21 protein-coding genes are annotated in these 18,279 nt (G+C 57.4%); 10 read left to right on the top strand and 11 right to left on the bottom strand.

Annotated elements, in window-relative coordinates; all coding sequences use genetic code 11:
• Positions 1–120: 120 nt before the first annotated feature.
• The gene (locus RQI55_RS00565) at positions 121–1,584 is read left to right on the top strand and encodes a sensor histidine kinase (RefSeq protein WP_243255164.1); all 1,464 of its coding nucleotides are present in this window, start codon (positions 121–123) and stop codon (positions 1,582–1,584) included.
• A 3-nt stretch (positions 1,585–1,587) separates the two neighbouring features.
• A complete protein-coding gene (locus RQI55_RS00570; RefSeq protein ID WP_042617489.1) occupies positions 1,588–1,953 on the top strand; it encodes a response regulator in 366 nt (121 codons plus the stop codon).
• A gap of 472 nt (positions 1,954–2,425) precedes the next feature.
• Here RQI55_RS00570 and dps read toward each other — a convergent pair whose 3' ends face one another.
• From dps to RQI55_RS00600, 6 genes are all read right to left on the bottom strand, one after another.
• On the bottom strand, positions 2,426–2,932 hold the full coding sequence (gene dps, locus RQI55_RS00575) for a DNA starvation/stationary phase protection protein Dps (RefSeq protein WP_409233670.1): 507 nt from the start codon (positions 2,930–2,932) through the stop codon (positions 2,426–2,428).
• 103 nt (positions 2,933–3,035) lie between these two features.
• A complete protein-coding gene (locus tag RQI55_RS00580; protein WP_243255166.1) occupies positions 3,036–3,299 on the bottom strand; it encodes a hypothetical protein in 264 nt (87 codons plus the stop codon).
• A gap of 123 nt (positions 3,300–3,422) precedes the next feature.
• A complete protein-coding gene (locus tag RQI55_RS00585) occupies positions 3,423–4,940 on the bottom strand; it encodes a tripartite tricarboxylate transporter permease (RefSeq protein ID WP_192064347.1) in 1,518 nt (505 codons plus the stop codon).
• A gap of 93 nt (positions 4,941–5,033) precedes the next feature.
• The gene (locus RQI55_RS00590) at positions 5,034–5,528 is read right to left on the bottom strand and encodes a tripartite tricarboxylate transporter TctB family protein (protein ID WP_042617484.1); all 495 of its coding nucleotides are present in this window, start codon (positions 5,526–5,528) and stop codon (positions 5,034–5,036) included.
• On the bottom strand, positions 5,525–6,469 hold the full coding sequence (locus tag RQI55_RS00595) for a tripartite tricarboxylate transporter substrate binding protein (protein ID WP_243255167.1): 945 nt from the start codon (positions 6,467–6,469) through the stop codon (positions 5,525–5,527). Before RQI55_RS00595 ends, RQI55_RS00590 begins: the two co-directional genes overlap by 4 nt.
• A 243-nt stretch (positions 6,470–6,712) precedes the next feature.
• Complete coding sequence (locus tag RQI55_RS00600; protein ID WP_192064345.1) at positions 6,713–7,780, bottom strand: ABC transporter substrate-binding protein; 1,068 nt, start codon at positions 7,778–7,780, stop codon at positions 6,713–6,715.
• An 80-nt stretch (positions 7,781–7,860) separates the two neighbouring features.
• On the opposite strand from RQI55_RS00600, the gene RQI55_RS00605 reads away from it, so the two are divergent.
• Together RQI55_RS00605 and RQI55_RS00610 are read left to right on the top strand one after the other, a co-directional pair.
• On the top strand, positions 7,861–8,538 hold the full coding sequence (locus tag RQI55_RS00605; protein ID WP_042617780.1) for a response regulator transcription factor: 678 nt from the start codon (positions 7,861–7,863) through the stop codon (positions 8,536–8,538).
• Positions 8,538–9,914, top strand: coding sequence for a sensor histidine kinase (locus RQI55_RS00610; protein ID WP_311272343.1), 1,377 nt, complete (start codon positions 8,538–8,540; stop codon positions 9,912–9,914). The genes RQI55_RS00605 and RQI55_RS00610 overlap by 1 nt, the downstream gene beginning before the upstream one ends.
• Before the next feature lie 37 nt (positions 9,915–9,951).
• On the opposite strand, the gene RQI55_RS00615 is transcribed toward RQI55_RS00610, so the two are convergent.
• The 4 genes from RQI55_RS00615 to RQI55_RS00630 form a co-directional block, all read right to left on the bottom strand.
• Positions 9,952–10,320 carry a hypothetical protein gene (locus RQI55_RS00615; RefSeq protein ID WP_243255170.1) on the bottom strand — a complete coding sequence of 123 codons (369 nt, stop codon included), beginning with the start codon at positions 10,318–10,320 and terminating at the stop codon, positions 9,952–9,954.
• A gap of 107 nt (positions 10,321–10,427) precedes the next feature.
• Positions 10,428–11,312 carry a formyltetrahydrofolate deformylase gene (gene purU / locus RQI55_RS00620; protein ID WP_042617480.1) on the bottom strand — a complete coding sequence of 295 codons (885 nt, stop codon included), beginning with the start codon at positions 11,310–11,312 and terminating at the stop codon, positions 10,428–10,430.
• A 189-nt stretch (positions 11,313–11,501) separates the two neighbouring features.
• A complete protein-coding gene (gene hutX, locus RQI55_RS00625) occupies positions 11,502–12,032 on the bottom strand; it encodes a heme utilization cystosolic carrier protein HutX (protein WP_243255171.1) in 531 nt (176 codons plus the stop codon).
• A gap of 3 nt (positions 12,033–12,035) precedes the next feature.
• Positions 12,036–12,383, bottom strand: a complete 348-nt coding sequence (locus RQI55_RS00630; protein ID WP_243255172.1) for an antibiotic biosynthesis monooxygenase — start codon at positions 12,381–12,383, stop codon at positions 12,036–12,038.
• Between the two features lie 177 nt (positions 12,384–12,560).
• Between RQI55_RS00630 and RQI55_RS00635 the strand changes: the two genes are divergently transcribed.
• From RQI55_RS00635 to RQI55_RS00645, 3 genes are read left to right on the top strand one after another with little or no spacing between them, the layout of a single operon-like run.
• Positions 12,561–13,436, top strand: a complete 876-nt coding sequence (locus RQI55_RS00635) for an ABC transporter substrate-binding protein (RefSeq protein ID WP_243255173.1) — start codon at positions 12,561–12,563, stop codon at positions 13,434–13,436.
• Complete coding sequence (locus RQI55_RS00640) at positions 13,433–14,524, top strand: iron ABC transporter permease (protein WP_243255174.1); 1,092 nt, start codon at positions 13,433–13,435, stop codon at positions 14,522–14,524. The genes RQI55_RS00635 and RQI55_RS00640 overlap by 4 nt, the downstream gene beginning before the upstream one ends.
• Entirely contained in the window at positions 14,521–15,303 is a 783-nt protein-coding gene (locus RQI55_RS00645) for a heme ABC transporter ATP-binding protein (protein WP_243255175.1), read from the top strand. The genes RQI55_RS00640 and RQI55_RS00645 overlap by 4 nt, the downstream gene beginning before the upstream one ends.
• A 9-nt stretch (positions 15,304–15,312) precedes the next feature.
• Here RQI55_RS00645 and RQI55_RS00650 read toward each other — a convergent pair whose 3' ends face one another.
• A complete protein-coding gene (locus tag RQI55_RS00650; protein ID WP_243256927.1) occupies positions 15,313–15,669 on the bottom strand; it encodes a YbaN family protein in 357 nt (118 codons plus the stop codon).
• A gap of 189 nt (positions 15,670–15,858) precedes the next feature.
• On the opposite strand from RQI55_RS00650, the gene RQI55_RS00655 reads away from it, so the two are divergent.
• The 3 genes from RQI55_RS00655 to RQI55_RS00665 all read left to right on the top strand — a co-directional run bounded on the left by RQI55_RS00655 (position 15,859) and on the right by RQI55_RS00665 (position 18,131).
• On the top strand, positions 15,859–16,254 hold the full coding sequence (locus RQI55_RS00655; RefSeq protein ID WP_243255176.1) for a VOC family protein: 396 nt from the start codon (positions 15,859–15,861) through the stop codon (positions 16,252–16,254).
• A gap of 36 nt (positions 16,255–16,290) precedes the next feature.
• Positions 16,291–16,983 carry a uracil-DNA glycosylase gene (ung, locus tag RQI55_RS00660; RefSeq protein WP_243255177.1) on the top strand — a complete coding sequence of 231 codons (693 nt, stop codon included), beginning with the start codon at positions 16,291–16,293 and terminating at the stop codon, positions 16,981–16,983.
• Between the two features lie 80 nt (positions 16,984–17,063).
• Positions 17,064–18,131, top strand: coding sequence for a DUF2218 domain-containing protein (locus tag RQI55_RS00665; RefSeq protein ID WP_311272342.1), 1,068 nt, complete (start codon positions 17,064–17,066; stop codon positions 18,129–18,131).
• Positions 18,132–18,279: the final 148 nt, after the last annotated feature.

The raw sequence follows: 18,279 nt of genomic DNA on the forward strand, positions 1-18,279 counted from the left end.
CGTGATAGGTTGTCGGAGCTGATCGGATCTGCCCGTTTGCCCGGTCTGCAATTCATCATGGAACCAAATCGAACGAAATTTGTTGTCGCCTACGGCGATATCGATACATGCGGGGTTAGCTTGAATTTTGTAGGGGGTGGCGAATGCGGAGACCTGTTCCGTAGCTTCGATTGGGAAAAATGCGCTCTGGGCGTTCCTGATGCGTGGCCGGTCGAGTTGCAGACGCTTGTCAACGTCATGCTGGGTTCGCTCCAGCCCATGCTGATCGTTTGGGGACTGCAGCAGATTACCATTTACAACGATGGTTACGCTGCCATGTGTGGCAACCGCCATCCTGCGGGATTTGGGCATCCGTTTCGTGATCTCTGGTTCGATATATGGGATGCCGTTGACCCCATCATCTCCGCTGCCTATGCCGGGCAGGGCACATCGATGGATGACATCGAATTCGTGATGCATCGAAAAGGCTACCCGGAAGAAACGCATTTTTCCTTCTCCTACACGCCGGTGCGAGACCAGGCGGGTGTGGTGCTTGGAATGTTCTGCGCCTGTGCGGAAATCACCAACGAAATCATCGTTCGCCGTGAACAGAAAAGCATGCAGGAGAAGCTTCTTCAGATTTTCGAGATGTCTCCTGCCGGTATCGCGACATTGAGCGGGCCAAACCATATCTTTGAATTCGCCAATGAAGAATATTATTCGATGATCGGCGTCGGGCGCGACATCATCGGACGTTCGGTTGCGGATGCCGTTTCGGAAGTGGTCGACCAGGGCTTCATCGATCTGCTGGATACCGTCTATAAAACCGGTGAACCCTTTGCGGCGCGTGCCAGACCCATAGAGCTTAATCGCGGGCCGGATGGTGAGAAACAGAGCCGGATGATCGATTTTGTCTATCAGGCGATGCGATCTTCATCCGGAGAGATAACGGGCATTCTGGTGCAGGCACAGGATGTGACGGAAAAATTGGCGGAGCAGAAGCACAGGGAGCTGATTTCCCATGAGCTTGGCCACCGCCTTAAAAACCAGCTGGCCATGGTTCAAGCCATCGCATCGCAGACCTTGCGCTCAGCGGGCGATCTGAATGTTGCGCGTAAAACGCTGTCAGCACGGATCGGTGTTTTGAGCGCCGCCCACGACACGGTCATACAAGGTGGCCTAGGCACTTCCCAGGTTCACAAGCTCGTCAACCAGTTGCTTGAGGTCCATGATGATCCGGCAATGACGCGCTTTACGGTCTCCGGGCCAGTCTTACGTGTCGGCTCACGTCCATCGCTTTCACTGTCGCTCATCATGCATGAGCTTGCGACCAATGCCATCAAGTACGGCGCTCTTTCGGTGCCGGAAGGCAGGGTGGATATTCAATGGGGGATTGCTGGAGAGGCCAAGGACCGGTTTGAACTGTCCTGGACGGAAAGCGGCGGTCCGCCGGTTGACGTGCCGCAGCGTGTCGGTTCCGGGTCGCGCCTCATCAAGGCGGGCATTGCTGGCGCTGCCGATACTCTTGTGGATATTGTTTATGATCCGGCAGGCGTACGCTGCGTTATCTCTGCGGAGCTTGCCAGTTTTCAACAGGAGCATTGAGCAGTGACATCATGCCTCCTCATAGTTGAAGATGACGGGCTGATCCGCCTTGATCTCGTGGATATGGTAACCGATCTCGGATTCGCTACCCTCGAAGCACCGACGGCGGATCGGGCGCTTCAGATGCTAGAAGCCAGTACCTCAATCCATGCCATCTTGACCGACATCGACATGCCCGGCTCTATCAACGGGCTTGGGCTGGCAAATGTCGCGCACCGTCGCTGGCCCGAAATCAAGGTGATCGTCATCTCGGGACGGTACAATCCTGCTGAAGGTGTGTTGCCGCCCGGTGCCGTGTTCCTGACAAAGCCGGTATCGCCCGAGCACCTCGAAAAGGCCTTGTCGGATATTGGCCTTTTGCCTCTCTAGTCTGTTGCGAGAGCAATATCCTTACAAACAAGCAACGCGCATAATGCAGCGTCAGGTCCAAGGAAATAATCGTTGATATTTCGTTAATATCTGATTCGACAGGCGATGCGATCAGGTGTAAAAGATAGGCGTTCCTGCAGTATAAAGCCGATAAAACGCATCTTTGGGAGGATGGGCCTTGTCGTACCTTGCATTTCAACGGGTAGGCACGCAACTATCGCCTCAGCAGGTTAGTGATCTGCAAACTATATTTGATGGCGTATGTTTCGAATGCCTGGAAGACAGAAGCAGTCATGTTGCCAATGAATGTGCAGCAGTTCTGATCAGAAGCGCCCAACGCGGCATTCTGGACCATGAGATGTTGCGCGATATTGGCAAAGCGGTTTTGCGCCGCCACTGAAGGATTATCTAGCTTATAGTGGAAGCGCCCGGTGGGTTCCGGGCGCTTTTCTGTCGCGTCAACTGTAACGGATCAGGCTTTTTCCTGAACGTGCGCTTCCAGGAACCAGAGTGCCTTGTCGAGATCACGCGATGCGGCAGTGAAGATATCCGCAGTGTTGGCGTCTCCGGCGTCATCCGCCTCATCGATCGACTTGCGAATGAGGTTCGCAACGTCACCATAACGCTCGATGAGTTCATCGAGATGGTCCTGAATCTTGTAGATATCGGTCGGATAGGACTTCAGCTTGGACGTGGACGTTACGGCCTGAACGCTGCCAAGCGCTGTGCCGCCAAGCTGGACGGCGCGTTCGGCGATCGTGTCACTGTGCTTGTCCAACTGCGCGCGGAATGTGTCCAGCAACTCGTGGACGCCGATGAATTGCGGACCTTTGAGGTTCCAATGCGCCTGCTTGGTGACAAGAGACAGATCAATAACGGATGCAAGCGACTCGTTCAGCAGACCAATGACAGTGGCCTTGGCATTGGACGGTAAATCGTTTCTTGTCTTATGGGTTCTCATTTTTCTCTCCTGAAACATCAATCAAGGGTGTTTTTGAAACATGCAGGAAAGCAACGAGTTAGCCCGATAGTCGTTCCATCGGTCTTTATGATGTTTGACCGGAACCAATGGTGATGACGGTCTATCTGTCCGAGGGCAGATCGCTCATGATCTCGCGGTTCAGCAGAATGAGAGATCGATCTGGTGCGATCCGGTAGGTCTCGTAGGCGCGGCGCCCATCCGACATCATGAAGTCATGGTTCACGGTGCTGCCAATGGGTGATTTTGTAAGCTTCGTGGCTGGCTGTCCACCATAGGTGATGCTGCCGGGAATAGGTTCAACGCCTGATGTAGCGGTGGTGCATGAGGTGAGTGCGGCGACGCACAGGAGCGCAAGTCTGTTCATGGGAGTTCCTCGTCTCGGGATCATTGCTTCTGTCCTAACACAGATGCGGCTTTTGCGTTCCGGGCATAAAAAAGCCCCGCATCCTTTCGAATGCGGGGCAGGGACCTTGGGAGGGTCGCTTTATCAGTCTTCGTTGGCCGCCAGCTGCGACAGCACCTCACCCCGACCGCGCATGCGCATGATGAGCGGGATCAGGAACGCAGCCGCCGCCACGATAAACAGGCCAACGGCAATCCACGATGTGAAGAGGACCGAAGGATCGCCCTGGCCGATGGCCAGCGCGCGGCGCAACTGCTGCTCGGCCAATGGTCCGAGGATGAGGCCGACGACCGCAGGTGCAATCGGATAGCCGAAAATGCGCATCACATATCCGAGGATACCAAAGGCCAGCAGCATACCAAGTTCGAACACGGAAGGGTTTGCACCAATCGTGCCGAGCGTCGCAAACAGCAGGATGCCAGCATAGAGCCATGGCTTGGGAATCGTCAGCAGCCTCACCCACAGGCCAATCAGCGGAAGGTTGAGAACCAGCAGCATGACGTTGGCGATGAACAGGCTGGCGATGAGACCCCAGACGAGCTGCGGATTGGTTGCAAAGAGCAGCGGACCAGGCTGAAGGCCGAATTGCTGGAAACCGGCCAGCATGATGGCAGCCGTGGCCGTCGTCGGCAGGCCGAGCGTCAGCAATGGCACGAGCGTACCGGCAGCCGATGCGTTGTTGGCAGCTTCCGGACCGGCAACGCCCTCAATAGCGCCATGGCCGAATTCTTCCGGGTGCTTGGAAAGCTTCTTTTCTGTCGCGTAAGACAGGAAGGTTCCAATTTCAGCACCGCCTGCTGGCATGGCACCAATCGGGAAGCCGATCAGCGTGCCGCGCAGCCATGCTTTCCAGGAGCGCGACCAGTCCTGCGCCGTCATCCAGACGGAACCCTTCACCGCTTCAACCTTGTCAGGTCCGCCCTGACCCTGAGCGACGATATAGAGCGTTTCGCCAATGGCAAACATGGCCACGGCAAGCGTCGTGACTTCGATGCCATCCAGCAAATCAGGAACGCCGAAGCTCATGCGCGTCTGGCCGGTGAGCTGGTCGATGCCGACAATGGCCAGCGCAAAGCCGATGAAAAGGGATGTGAGGCCGCGCAATGCCGAATCACCGAAGGCCGAGGATACGGTAACGAAAGCCAGCACCATCAGCGCAAAATACTCGCGTGGCCCGAACACCAGCGCCAGTTTGACGATGTAAGGTGCAACGAATGCCAGTGCGACGGTTGCGATGAGACCCGCGACGAAGGAGCCAATGGCCGCTGTCGCAAGAGCCGGTCCGCCGCGACCCGCCCGCGCCATCTTGTTACCTTCCAGCGCGGTGACGATGGAGGCACTTTCACCGGGTGTGTTGAGCAGGATCGAGGTTGTAGAGCCGCCATACATGCCGCCGTAGTAAATACCGGCAAACATGATCAGCGATCCGGCGGGATCCAGCTGGTATGTGACAGGCAGAAGCAGCGCCACAGTCAAGGCAGGGCCAATGCCGGGCAGAACGCCGACGGCCGTACCCAGCGTAACGCCAATCAGCGCATAGACGAGGTTCATCGGTTGCGCTGCAATTGCAAGGCCTTGCAGCAAGAAATCAAAAGTACTCATGGACAGTTGTCCCCCTGTCGGGTGAAGCCGCGGCTCACGTATAAGACGCGCTCGCGGGGCTTCATGTCTTGTTGTGATCGGTTGGGCTGGCTGTTAGAAAAACAGCCGTTCCAGAGGTCCAGCAGGCAGCGACAGTTGCAGCAACTGGGCAAAAATGACCCAAATCACGAAGCTGAACACGATGCCGATTGGGATTGAGAACCACAGCTTGCGTTTGCCGAAGGCGCGCGCCGTGAAGGCAAACAGCAGGCCCGTTGCAATGGAGAAACCGGCAACATTCAGCAGCAGCATCTGCGCGGCAAGACCGGCAATAACCCAGAAAACGGGTCCCATTTCCTGTTTGTCACGGGCTGGAAAGTCGTTGCGCCAGGCTTCGATTGCCGTCCAGATTGCCAGGCCGATAAGACAGAAGGCAATGGCGTAGGGAACGGTAGCCGGGCCGACGGGCGAATAACCGGTGACGCTGGCAAGGCGCGCTGAATCCCAGAAGATGACAGCGGCGACGATGACCAGAAACACTGCTATCGCGAACGCCGCCCAATCAGGGCGGCGCTTTGAAGGATGTGAAGGGGTTGAACCCTGGCTCATTTTACCAGTCCAATGTCTTTGAGAATGGTTTCAGTCGCGGCAGTGTCTTTTGCAAGCTGTGCCTTGAACTCGTCACCAGCAAGATAGGTATCCATCCAGCCCTTGGTCTTGAGTGTTTCCTGCCACTTGGCAGACTTCACCAGCTTTTCGACATCTGCGCTGACAGCCTTCTGCTGCTCAGCTGTCAGGCCGGGAGGGGCTGCAACCATGCGCCAGTTCTGAACCACGACGTCGAGGCCGCTTTCCTTCAGCGTAGGCGCATCGATGCCGGGGATCTTGGCTTCGCTGGAGATGGCCAGAATGCGAACGGTGCCGGACTTAACCTGGCTTTCGAATTCGCCATAGCTGGAAATGCCGGCTGTGACCTGTGCGCCGAGGATGGAAGCAAGCGCTTCACCGCCGCCGGAGTAAGCAATGTAGTTGATCTTGGTTGGATCAACGCCTGCAGCCTTGGCAATCAGGCCCGCTGTGATGTGGTCCGTGCCGCCAGCAGAACCGCCACCCCAGGATACGCTGCCTGGGTCTTTCTTCAGCTGCTCGATAAGCTGGCCGATGTTCTGGATCGGTGACGATGCAGGAACGACGATGGCTTCGTATTCACCGGTCAGACGCGCGATAGGCGTAACGTCCTTGAGTGTAACAGGTGCCTTGTTGGTGAGGATCGCGCCCACCATGACGTAGCCGCCAACGATGAGGGAATTCGCGTTGCCCTTCTGCTGGCTTGCAAACTGGGCAAGACCAATGGTGCCGCCAGCGCCGGGAACGTTCTGAACCTGAACGCGCTTGGAAATGCCTTCTTCCTGCAACACGCTCTGCATGGAGCGCGCAGTCTGGTCCCAGCCGCCGCCAGGATTTGCCGGTGCGATGATGGTGTAATCGGCAGCTGCCGCGGGAAGTGCCATAGCGCCTGCGAGAAGCGAAGCGATGAGGAAATGCTTCAAAGTGAACCCTCCTTGATATGCCGTTTCGGCATTGTTTTGATCATAGCGGAAGGGCCGGCACGGACGACCTCAAGGGCGGCAAATTGCGCCCCGAATTGTCTGTCGCGTGAAACATTCCTCCCGCTTCTTCAGTCCGCCTCCACGGATGAACGAAGAATTGCACAGCACCATAGAAAGCTGTCATTTAACTGACGCCGTGCAACCCTCAAGCGTCTTTACTGTCTATTAATTTTTGAAATTCGTCTACTGGGCGCGTAACGCTTCATTCCAACGTTCGATGATGCGCGCGCGCTTGACCTGATCGAGATAGACCATCAAGCCCGGGCTGACGGGAACCGGGCGCAATTGTGCGCCGTGAATGGCCTGCATCATGTTGGCGGTGTTTTCTCCCGCGACATCGGGACTGACGGCGGGAATCTGCAACTGCCGCGCCATGATGGTCTGGCCTTCCTTGGACATGAAATATTCCAGATAGCGGCGGCCAAGCTCTGCATTTCTGGCAGCGTGCGGCACAAGGCCGATCCGCGACATGACCACGGTGTAATCCTTCGGCAGTACAATGCCGACATCGGGATGGCGTGATGCCCAATCTGCCGCATAGGAGCCGAGAATATTATAGCCCATGACGAAGCGGCCGTCTGATATGCGCTCCAGAATGGCGCCGCTGGTGGAGTAAACCTTCACCCCCGCCGTGCCCATGCTCTTGATGACGTTCCAGATATCGCCGAACTGCTCCTGATCGCGAGACATGAACAGAAATCCGACGCCGGAGCGTTCAATGTCATAAGTGGCGATGCGCCCGTGGATTTCCTTGGCGTTGCGTTCCAGATACTCCACGAATTCGGCGCGGCTGGCGGGCGGACTGGCGTTGGCGAAACTCGGCTTGTGGTAAACGAAGACGGCGGGCTCGAATGTCAGCGCGTAAGCGGTGTTGCGCCAGTTGGCCCAGGCGGGCCAGCGGTCACTCATGGGCAGATCGGATCGCTGCGCATAGCCGTCATTGCTGAGCTTGACCTGCAGGTCCATGGCAGATGAGAAGGCGAAATCGGCGGTTTTCTCGCCTGCGTCGGTTTCCCTAACGATGCGATCATAGATCTCGCTTGTCAGCATATCCTCATATGACACCGCCACATCCGGGTTGGCTTTTTGAAAACCCGCGATCATCGGCATCGCCAAGGGCTCATCAAGGGAAGAGTAAACGACGAGCGTCGGCGCATCGGTTTTGCCTGAGGGAGCCGGAAACACCATTGGCTGCGCCTGTGTGCCGCCTGCAACGGTGATGAAAAGACAGAGAAACAGAAGAATACGCATGGAAAAGATCATGCCGCACCCACTTGCCATTCACAAGACAGGAACGCTCCGATAAATTTCGGCCAAATGGAGGGCGTGGCTTGCGAATTCTGCTGGTGGAGGACAATCCGGTTCTGTCCGAGGGGCTTTCGGCGCTGTTGCGCGGAAGCGGCTATGCCGTGGATGTGGTGTCGGATGGCGCATCTGCCGATGCTGCAATTGCAGCGGAGAGCTTCGATCTCGTCATTCTCGATCTCAACCTGCCTGAAATGGATGGCATCGACGTGTTGCGTTCTATGCGCGCGCGACAGGACAAGGCGGCGGTGCTGATCCTGACCGCACGCGGTACGCCGGAAGAGCGGGTGAAAGGGCTCGATCTCGGCGCTGACGATTACATGATCAAGCCTTTCGACATTACGGAATTCGAGGCGCGGGTACGGGTGCTTCTGCGCCGCAATGCCGGGCTGCGCTCGTCTTCTGTCCAGTTCGGCAAAGTGTCGTTCGATCTGACATCGCGGACCTTCTCAGCCGATGGCCATCCGATTGATATTCCGGCACGGGAGGTGGCGCTGTTAGAAGTTCTGTTCATGCGGGCTGGAAAGGTGGTGGCCAAGGAGGCCATCGTTCAATCGCTGACCGGCTTTGACGATGAGCTTTCCGGCAATGCCATCGAGCAATATGTCAGCCGGTTGCGCAAGCGGCTCGGGCCGCATGGTCTCACGGTGAAGACGGCGCGGGGCATAGGATATTACCTCGAAAAGCTGCCGGAGATGGCTTGATGAGGCAGGTGGCCTATTCGCTGCGTCGGCGTCTTCTTGGCTGGCTGCTGATATCGACGGCGATCATTGGCTGCATCGCGCTGGCAGATACCTACCGGGAAGCCATCAATACTGCCAATATCGTCTCTGATCGTGTTCTGTCAGGCTCTGCATTGGCCATTGCCGAGCGGGTGGTGGTTTCCGAAGACGGGTCGCTGGAAGTCGATATTCCCTATGTCGCGCTCGAAATGCTCACCTCTGCGGCGCAAGACCGCGTGTTCTACCGCGTCAACGGGCCGAATGGACAGTTTCTCACCGGCTATCAGAACCTGCCGTCCGTGAGCGGCTTGCGCAGCGATGCTCCGGTGTTTGTGGATGCCGAGTTTCGCGGCGAGCCGATCCGGGTGGCGGCGATCCAGCGTTTCGCATCGACCGGGGTGAATTCGGTCCCGTTTTCGGTGACGGTGGCCGAAACGACGATTGCGCGCAGCCGTCTGGCGCAGGCCATCATCCTGCGTTCGGCGCTGCGGCTGCTGTTCATGATTGTCGGTGCGGCCATCATTGTGTGGATTGCGGTAACGATTTCGCTGCGTCCGCTCTACCGACTTAGCGAAGCCATTGCTGAACGCAGCCCCAATGATCTGCATCCAATCCGCCAGTCGGTGCCGGTCGAGGTCGAGAACCTCGTGGAAACCGTCAATTCTTTCATGGTGCGGCTGCAATCGGCGCTGGATGCGCTGCGACACTTCACCGGCAATGCCAGTCACCAGCTGAGAACGCCGCTGGCCATCATTCGCACCCAGCTTGCGCTTTCGGCGCGGGCTTCCACGCTGGAAGATGCACAGGCCGCAGCCCACAAGGGTGATGCTTCTGTGGCGCATGCCGAGCATATTCTCGCGCAGCTTTTGCGCATGGCCAATATTGATGCGGCAGGGTCCGGGGAAAAACAGAGCCTCGTTGAGGTTGATCTCGCGTTGCTGGCCCAGTCGATCACCGCCGACTACATTCCAATTGCGGCTGAGGCGGGTATTGATCTCGGTTTCGAGCAGGTCGATAAAGCCAGCATCATGGCAGAACCTCTGCTGTTGGGTGAATTGCTGGGCAATCTCATCAGCAACGCCATTGCTTATACCGGACGAGGGACGGAAGTGACGGTGCGGGTGCTGCGCGATGGCGCGGCGGCATGTCTTGAGGTTGAGGATAATGGCCCTGGAATATCCGCAGAAAAACGGGCCGTGGTGCGGCAGCGTTTTGCAAGGGGAGAGGGCAATGCAGCGCCGGGTGCGGGGCTTGGGCTTGCGATTGTCGAGGAGATCGCCGCTTTCTTCAATGGCAGACTGTCGCTTGAAGACGGCGCTGGCGGACGTGGATTGAAGGCGACTGTGCGGTTTGCGTGAAGCGGCGCAAAAGCGCCGCTTCCAAATGATACCGATCTCAGTCGTTGATCTTGTCGATGAGCTGCATCAGCAGATCGCCGCAGGCCTTCATGGGCTCGTCATCGGCGCATTTGATGTCGATTTTTGTTTCGCCCTGTTCGATGCGGAAATGCGCACCCTTTGAAGGCGGTGGAGGCGGAGGCATCATCATGCGGTCGCGCATGCCGTCCCGCGGGCCACCATGTCTTGGGCCGTCATCTTTAGGGCCGCCTGGCATGGGCTTTGGTGGTGGAGGCGGCGGTGGTGCGTCTGCCATGGGCTCGGTTTGCGCAGGGGCTGGCGGCGGCGGTGGCGGGGCTGGCTGTTGGGCAAGCGTTGACCCCGCCGCGAGAAGAAACGCGGTACCGGCAATGATAAGCTTTTTCATGAGGGAGACCTCTGTGTTTGACAACACAGGAGCAACGGCTGCACGCGGCAGTCAGTTGCTCCCGTTCGCAAATAAAGTCTCAGGTCCCCCAAATCTTCGTCGCTATTTTAGCCCATGCGCTCCGAAGCGTAGGAGCCGGGGCTTGGCGGGAAGACCACCGTGCGGTTGCCATTGATGAAGGTGCGGTGGTGGATGTGGGCGTGGATGGCGCGGGCCAGAACCTGGCTTTCAACATCGCGGCCAAGCGACACATAGTCTTCTGCCGACTGGGCATGGGTGACGCGCACCGTATCCTGCTCGATGATCGGACCTTCATCCAGATCGGCGGTCACGTAATGGGCTGTCGCGCCAATCAGCTTCACGCCGCGCTCATAGGCTTGCTTGTAGGGGTTCGCACCCTTGAAGCTTGGCAGGAAGGAGTGGTGAATGTTGATGATCTTACCAGACATTTTCTGGCACATCTCGTTGGAGAGAACCTGCATGTAACGGGCGAGGACGATCAGTTCGGTGCCGGTCTGGTCGACGATGTCCATGATCCGGGCTTCAGCCTCGGGCTTATTGTCCTTCGTCACCTTGATGTGGTGGAAGGGAATATCGTGATTGACGACGACCTTCTGGTACTCGAAATGGTTGGAAACCACGCCGACGATATCGATTGGCAGAGCGCCGATCTTCCAGCGATAGAGCAGGTCATTCAGACAGTGGCCGAAGCGCGAGACCATCAGAAGCGTCTTGGTACGCTCGCCTTCGCTGAAGATATTGGCCTCCATGCCGAATTCCGTGGCGATAGGCGCGAAGCCTGTCTGCAGCGCCTCCATGCTCTGGCCTTCCTCGGAAATGAAGGAAACGCGCATGAAGAATTTGCCGGTTTCGAGGTCGTCGAACTGGGAACTGTCAACAATGTTGCAACCCTTGCCCGCCAGATAGCCCGATATGGCGGCAACGATTCCGCGCTTGGATGTGCAGGCTACGGTCAAAACATAGGTTGTCATAGGTTTCCCCTCATCGATGTGTTGCAACGCCTATAGCGCAGGTCGAGCATGGCGCAAAGCCTTACCCTTTCAACGTCTTATCAAGGCCTTGAATTCATAGGGCATCAAGGGCAGGGCAAGCCATGCCGGAAGCGACATAGGATGTTCAAAGCAAAGCCGCCATGGCGATGGCCGTGGCGGCATTCGCTATCATGATGTGCGGTAACTGTCGCGCAAGGCTTCGAATTTCACCACGTGGTCGCCAAGCAATTCCTTGCTTTCATCCCGCCTTACGAAAAGCTTGAACATGGCGCTTCCGCTCGCATTCATGAACCACACGGAGAGTGACCGGCGTCCATGGAACTGGCGATCGACAAAGGTAATCGATGCACAATTGTCCTTCTTGATGTGGCCGCCGATGGGGCTATCGCCGTGAATGTTGAACCAGCCATGGCCTTCGGTGCCTTCAGGCAGGTGGCCCGGCACCTCGAAAACAATATCCGGTGTCTGCACAATCATCAGGACTTCGCCCCAGGATCGCAATTCATTCCAGAGATTCAAGAAGTCTTGCGCAGGCGCGGAAACAGCAGCGCCATCAGGCAGAATAGAGAGAACCTCTGCCGCCGTTACATTGGCCGTGGCTGCAATGGCTTCGACGACGCCATCAGGCTTTTCCGCTAAGGCGGCCTTGGCGCGCTCCAGCCGGGCAGTGTCGGTTTCAGAACTTGCGTTCGCCGTCATGTTTCAAGCCGCAACGGGGTGGTCTTGCCCGTCCCTGTCCTCGTGAATGATGACGTCGAAGCCTTCGAAATGCGGGCCTGACAGATATTCGACCTTGCCACGATTGTTTCCGGCATTGGCATGGGCGGCGCGGAACTGCTCGGATTTCGTCCAGGCGGTGAAATCGTCCTTGGTGGCCCAGACTGTGTGGGAGGCGTAGAGCGTGTGATCCTCAGCCTTCGGACCCTTCAGCATATGGAATTCCAGATAGCCCGGCATTTCGGCGAGATGACGCTTGCGCTCGCGCCAGATGGTCTCGAACGCCTCTTCAAAACCCGGCACGACGCGAAAGCGGTTCATGGCAATAAACATCGATAGTCTCCTTCGAATTTGCGGTGCCGGATTTGCCCCCGGGACCCTTATGCTACGAAATATAAAAGATAACGAAAATAGTCAACTTATCGGATTGTCTGGCATTTAAAGATGTGTAATTAACTCAACTTATATGGCGTGCAGGCTGTAGCGCGCCGCATTTTTCAGGATGACGACATGCCGCTTTTTCGACGCTCATTTGCTTTCGGTGCCCTCCTGGCGCTGGTCCCGATCATGGTTCATGCATCCGATACAGGCAACCCGCAGGCGAAACGCATTGTGGCGCTGGGTGGCACTGTAACGGAAATTCTCTATGCACTCGGTGCCGGAGATCGCATCGTGGCGCGGGATTCGACCAGCAGCTATCCTGCGGATGCGCTGTTAAAGCCCGATGTCGGTTACATGCGGGCGCTGTCTTCTGAAGGCATTCTGTCACAAAAGCCTGATCTCATTCTGTCCGAGGATGGTGCCGGTCCTGCGGATGTGATCGGCATTCTCAAAGCGAGTGAAGTGCCGATGGTGACCATCGACACGCCACCGGAGGGACGAGCCATCGCGCCGAAAATCGAGGCCGTCGGTGCAGCCGTTGGCCTGGAGGAGAAGGCGAAGGCACTGGCAGCGCAGGTTGATGCGGACCTTGCTATTCTGGCGAAGGACGTCTCTGATGTTGGAGACAAGAAGAAGCGGGTGCTGTTTGTTCTGTCCACCGCTGGCGGTCGCATCATGGCGGCGGGCAAGGACACGGAAGCAGCAGCCATTATCGAGATGGCGGGCGGCGTCAATGCCGCCCAGGATATCACCGGCTACAAGCCCCTGACCGATGAGGCCGTGATTGCGGCTGCCCCTGATGTGGTTCTGACCATGCAGCGGGGAAGCCATGCGGCCAACCCCGACGAAGTTTTCGGCTTTCCGGCCTTCCAGTCCACACCCGCTGCCGCGTCCAAATCGCTGATCAGCATGGATGGACTTTATCTGATCGGCTTTGGTCCGCGCACCCCCGCCGCTGGCCGTGAGCTGGCCGCAAAGCTTTACCCCGGCGTTGTTAAGCCGTGAGCATTCTGGCTATGAGCGAAGTCGCAGGTCCTGTTGCAGGCGACCGGTCGCGCAAGGGTGCCATCACCCTTGTCGCGCTGTGTGTGTTTCTGGTTTTTGCCTGTTTCGTGTCGCTGGCCAGCGGGCCGACGGGCGTCGGTCTGCATGAACTTGTTCTGTATTTCACCGGCCACGCGCAAACGATGGAGCCGCGTGATCGCGTGATCCTGGAAGCCGTTCGCTTGCCACGCACGGGCCTCGGCCTGATGATCGGGGCGTCCCTTGCCGTTTCCGGTGCCATGATGCAGGGGCTTTTCCGCAATCCGCTGGCGGATCCGGGTCTCGTCGGTATCACCTCTGGTGCCGCACTTTTTGCAGTCGCCGCTCTGGCGTTGGGTGGCAGTCTGCTCGCTCCACTTTCTGTTGTGTTCGGCGTGCACTTCCTGCCGCTCATGGCCTTTATGGGCGGATTGCTGAACACGATGCTGCTCTACATGATCGCGACCCGTAACGGGACGACATCGACCAGCGTCTTGATCCTTGCTGGCATCGCGCTGGCCGCGCTGAGTGCGGCCTTGATGGGCCTGATGATTTTCATGGCCGATGACCGCGCTTTGCGTGACATTACCTTCTGGAGCCTGGGTTCGCTGGGTGGCGCGACGCCGCTCAAGATATGGACGACGCTGCCGTTCTTTCTGGTCATCGTGGTCAGCATGCCCTTCGTCTCCAAAGGGCTCGACGCACTGATCCTGGGTGATGCCGCCGCCTTCCATATGGGCATTCCCGTGCAGCGCCTGAAACGCCTTGTCATCGTGGCAGTTGCCGCCGCCTGTGGTGCAAGTGTTGCTGCAGCTGGTTCCATCGGTTTTGTCGGCATCGTCGTGCCGCATCTCTTGCGGCTGGTCATCGGGTCTTCGCATCGCTTTCTGCTCCCGGCTTCCGCAATTGGTGGGGCTGGGCTGTTGCTGTTGGCGGATAGTTTTGCGCGCACGGTGGCGGCACCCGCCGAATTACCAATCGGCGTTGTGACGGCGCTGATCGGTGCGCCGGTGTTTCTGTTTCTGCTGTTGGGCCGTGGCAACGGTCTCGGTTTGAGGAATACGTCATGATTTCAACGCGCAATGTGAGCGTGACCCGGTCCGGGCGTCGATTGCTGGACGAGGTCTCGATAGAGCTTCAGCCCGGCACGTTCAGCGTCATTATCGGTCCCAATGGTGCTGGCAAATCCACCTTGATGAAGGTGCTGTCGGGCGAAATGCGCGCAGATGCGGGCGTCGTTTCCTATAATGCCGTGGATATAAAGCTGTTTTCGCCTTTGCAGCTGGCGCGGGTTCGGGCGGTGTTGCCGCAAAGCACCGTTCTGTCATTCCCTTTTACGGTGCTGGAAGTCGTGCGCATGGGGGCGGTGGCCCAAGGCGCGCTGAAGCCCGAAGAACAAGCACGACGCGCGCTGGCAAAGGCGGGGTTATCAGGCTTTGAAGGTCGGTCCTACACGCTTCTATCCGGTGGGGAGCAGCAGCGGGTGCAGTTTGCCCGAACGCTCGCGCAGGTGCCAAGCCCGGTCGAAAATGGACAGCCGAGGGCGCTTCTGCTGGATGAGCCGACCTCGAGCCTTGATCTCGGCCACCAGATTTCCGTGCTGGAAACCGCCCGCGATTTCGCCAAGGGTGGCGGCGCGGTGCTGGCGGTGCTGCATGATCTCAATCTCGCGGCCGAATTTGCCGATCAACTTATCGTCATGCACGAGGGCAAGGTGACGGCCTGTGGGCCAGCGCTCCAAACCATCAATGATGAGACGATTGCCCGCGTCTATGGCATTGGCGGAACCGTCGGGCGCGTGCCCGCTTCCCATATTCCCTACGTGTTGCCGCAATCTCGGCATCGCTGAGGATGTTGGCTACGGCTCAGGCCGGGTTGTGACGAAAAGGGCAGCACCTAGCATGACGGCGGCAACGATGGATGCCCGCAGAGCCGTTGGCTCTGTTCCGAACCAGAAAATCGCGTAACTCATTGTCATCAGAGACACAGCGGCGATTTTTGCCTTGCGTGGAATGGCGCCTTTTTCGCGCCAGTTGCGGAGGGAGGGCCCGAATCTGGGGTGGGACAGGAGCCAGGATTCCAGCTTTGGAGACGACTTGGAAAAGCACCAGAGCGCGACGAGGAGAAACGGCGTCGTTGGCAAAACAGGCAGAAACGCACCGACGATGCCGGTGGCAACCATGAGCCAGCCAAAACAGAGATAAAGGATGCGCATGAATGCCGATATCATGAGCTTAGCGCTCATGATAGTGCGAAAACACCATCCATTGGCATATGTGCTATGATCTGCCATGCGCCTCGAAGGGGGCTCAAGGGTTGAAACCGGCGCGTTCTGCCTTTATCAGCCTTGCCTAATGCCTGCGAGGATTAGCAGGCCACCAATAAACAAGAAGAAGGTATCACCATGGCCAAACTTATTCACTCTATGGTCCGGGTGCTGGACGAAAAGCGTTCGGTGAGTTTTTACAGCCAAGCTTTTGGCCTCGAAGTGGCTGTGCGTTACGAGTTCGAAACCTTTACGCTGGTGTATCTGAGCAATGCCGAAGGTGACTTCGAGCTTGAGCTGACGGTCAACAAGGGCCGTGAAGTGCCCTACGCATTGGGTGATGGCTACGGCCATATCGCCGTCAGTGTCGAAGATGTGGATGCCGAGCATGCGCGCCTGACAGAGTCCGGCCTCACCGTCGGAAAGATCGTCAACGCGGAATATAAGGGCGCGCCATTCGCCAAGTATTTCTTCATTTGCGATCCCGATGGATACAAGATCGAAGTGCTTCAGCGCGGCGCACGGTTCAAGTAAGCAAGCGACAATCAAGTGCAGGGCGAGGGCAGGGCCATGGTAGACGCAGGCGTGAAACTCGATGACAGTTGGAAAGAGGCTCTCTCAGCCGAATTTGCCAGCCCTTACATGCAAAAACTCAAGGATTTTCTGCTTGCCGAGAAAAATGCAGGCAAGCAGATCTTTCCCAAGGGAGCTGAGTATTTTCGCGCGCTCGACCTCACCCCGCTGCCAGAAGTCAAGGTCGTCATTCTGGGGCAGGATCCCTATCATGGCGCGGGACAGGCGCATGGCCTGTGTTTTTCCGTTCAGCCCGGCGTGCGCACACCGCCATCGCTCGTCAATATCTACAAGGAACTGCAGAGCGATCTTGGCATTGCACCTGTCCAGCATGGCTTTCTGGAAAGCTGGGCGCGTCAGGGCGTGTTGCTGCTCAACAGCGTTCTGACGGTCGAGGAAGCGCGTGCCGCTTCCCATCAGGGCAAGGGCTGGGAGAAGTTTACCGACGCCATCATCCGCTCGGTCAATGATGAGTGCGATGGCGTTGTGTTTCTGCTTTGGGGCGCCTATGCCCAGAAGAAAGCGGCCTTTGTTGACGAGGCAAGGCATCTGGTGCTCAAATCCCCGCATCCATCGCCTCTGTCCGCCCATAATGGCTTTTTCGGCAATCACCATTTTTCCAAGGCTAACGAATTTCTGAGTTCCCGTGGCAAGCAGCAGATTGATTGGCAACTGCCGCAAAAAGTGTGACCCGCATCACAAAATCTGCTTTGCGCTTTCAAGCATGCTGATCTAAAGATAACCGGACTGTAATATGAAGGATTTACGCGGTGTCTTTTTTGTCTGCGCAAACATCTGTCGCTCTTCCCGATCCGGCAGCCATTGTCGATGCTTTTCACGAACATTTTGCCGAACACCTGACCATGACCCGGACCGGTTCCGCTCTGCATTTCGAGGCGGATTACGGCAATGGTACGTTTGAAGCGGCAGACGGACGCTTTGCGGCGCGCATCAATTGTGTGTCGGAAAATGTTCTTCTGTCTGTCAAGGCGATGGTGGCTGAGCATATCGTCGAGTTCAGCGGCGATACGTCTCTCGATTTCCGCTGGGAAGGGCACGGCGCCGATCTGCGGGAGATGCCTAATCTGTTCAGTGGTCGTGTGGTTCGCGGCTATAATCTGACACCGAAAATGCGGCGTGTCGTGATTGCCATCGACGACGGCATAGAGCGGTTGCTGACGGGCGGCCTGCATGTCCGCATTCTCATTGTGCCGGATCAGAAGCGCGAGCCGGTTTGGCCACATCTCTCAAAAACGGGAGCCATTGTCTGGCCGCAGGGGGAAGATGAGCTGACGCGACGGGTCTATACGATCAGGTCAGGCGATATGTCCCGCGGCGAGATCCATCTTGATTTCGTCATGCATGAGGGAGACGCCATGCCGGGCGCGCATTTTGGCGCAACGGCAGCACCCGGTGATATTGTTGGCATCGTTGGCCCCGGTGGCGAATTGCCGGATGCCACGACTTATGTATTCGCAGGCGATGAAACCGCGCTGCCCGTGATGTTGCGCATGGTTGTTGAAATGCCGGCGGGCAAGACAGTGACGGTTTATTCCGAGATTGATGATGAGAACGAGCAGCAGCCTGTCACCTCGCAGGCGCAGGTGACCTGGAACTGGCTGCACCGCAAGGGCCAAGCGGCTGGCGGTGCAGGCCTGCTGGAAAAGGCGCTGCGTGACCATCCGTGGGGCGATCATCAGGGTCTGCATGTGTTCGTCGGCTGCGAAAAAGCTGAAGCGCGCACCATCAAGAAAATGCTGATGGATGAGGCTGGACTGCCGAAAACTGCGCTGCACACGGCGGGTTACTGGGTCAAAGGTGCCAATGACGACCACTGATCGGTCGCGCTAAATCCGTTTGTTTTACGCATTGCGGACGCAAAACCGGTTCCCACTTTTGCTGCAATTGCTCCAGTTGCTGAACGACGCTGTAGCGTCGTTCACAGATTCAGCACAATCCGTTCTGAACGTTCGATCTATACGAACG

It is taken from the genome of Rhizobium sp. WCS2018Hpa-16, from assembly GCF_031843705.1.
In the GTDB taxonomy this organism is placed as follows: Bacteria; Pseudomonadota; Alphaproteobacteria; order Rhizobiales; family Rhizobiaceae; genus Agrobacterium; species Agrobacterium tumefaciens_C.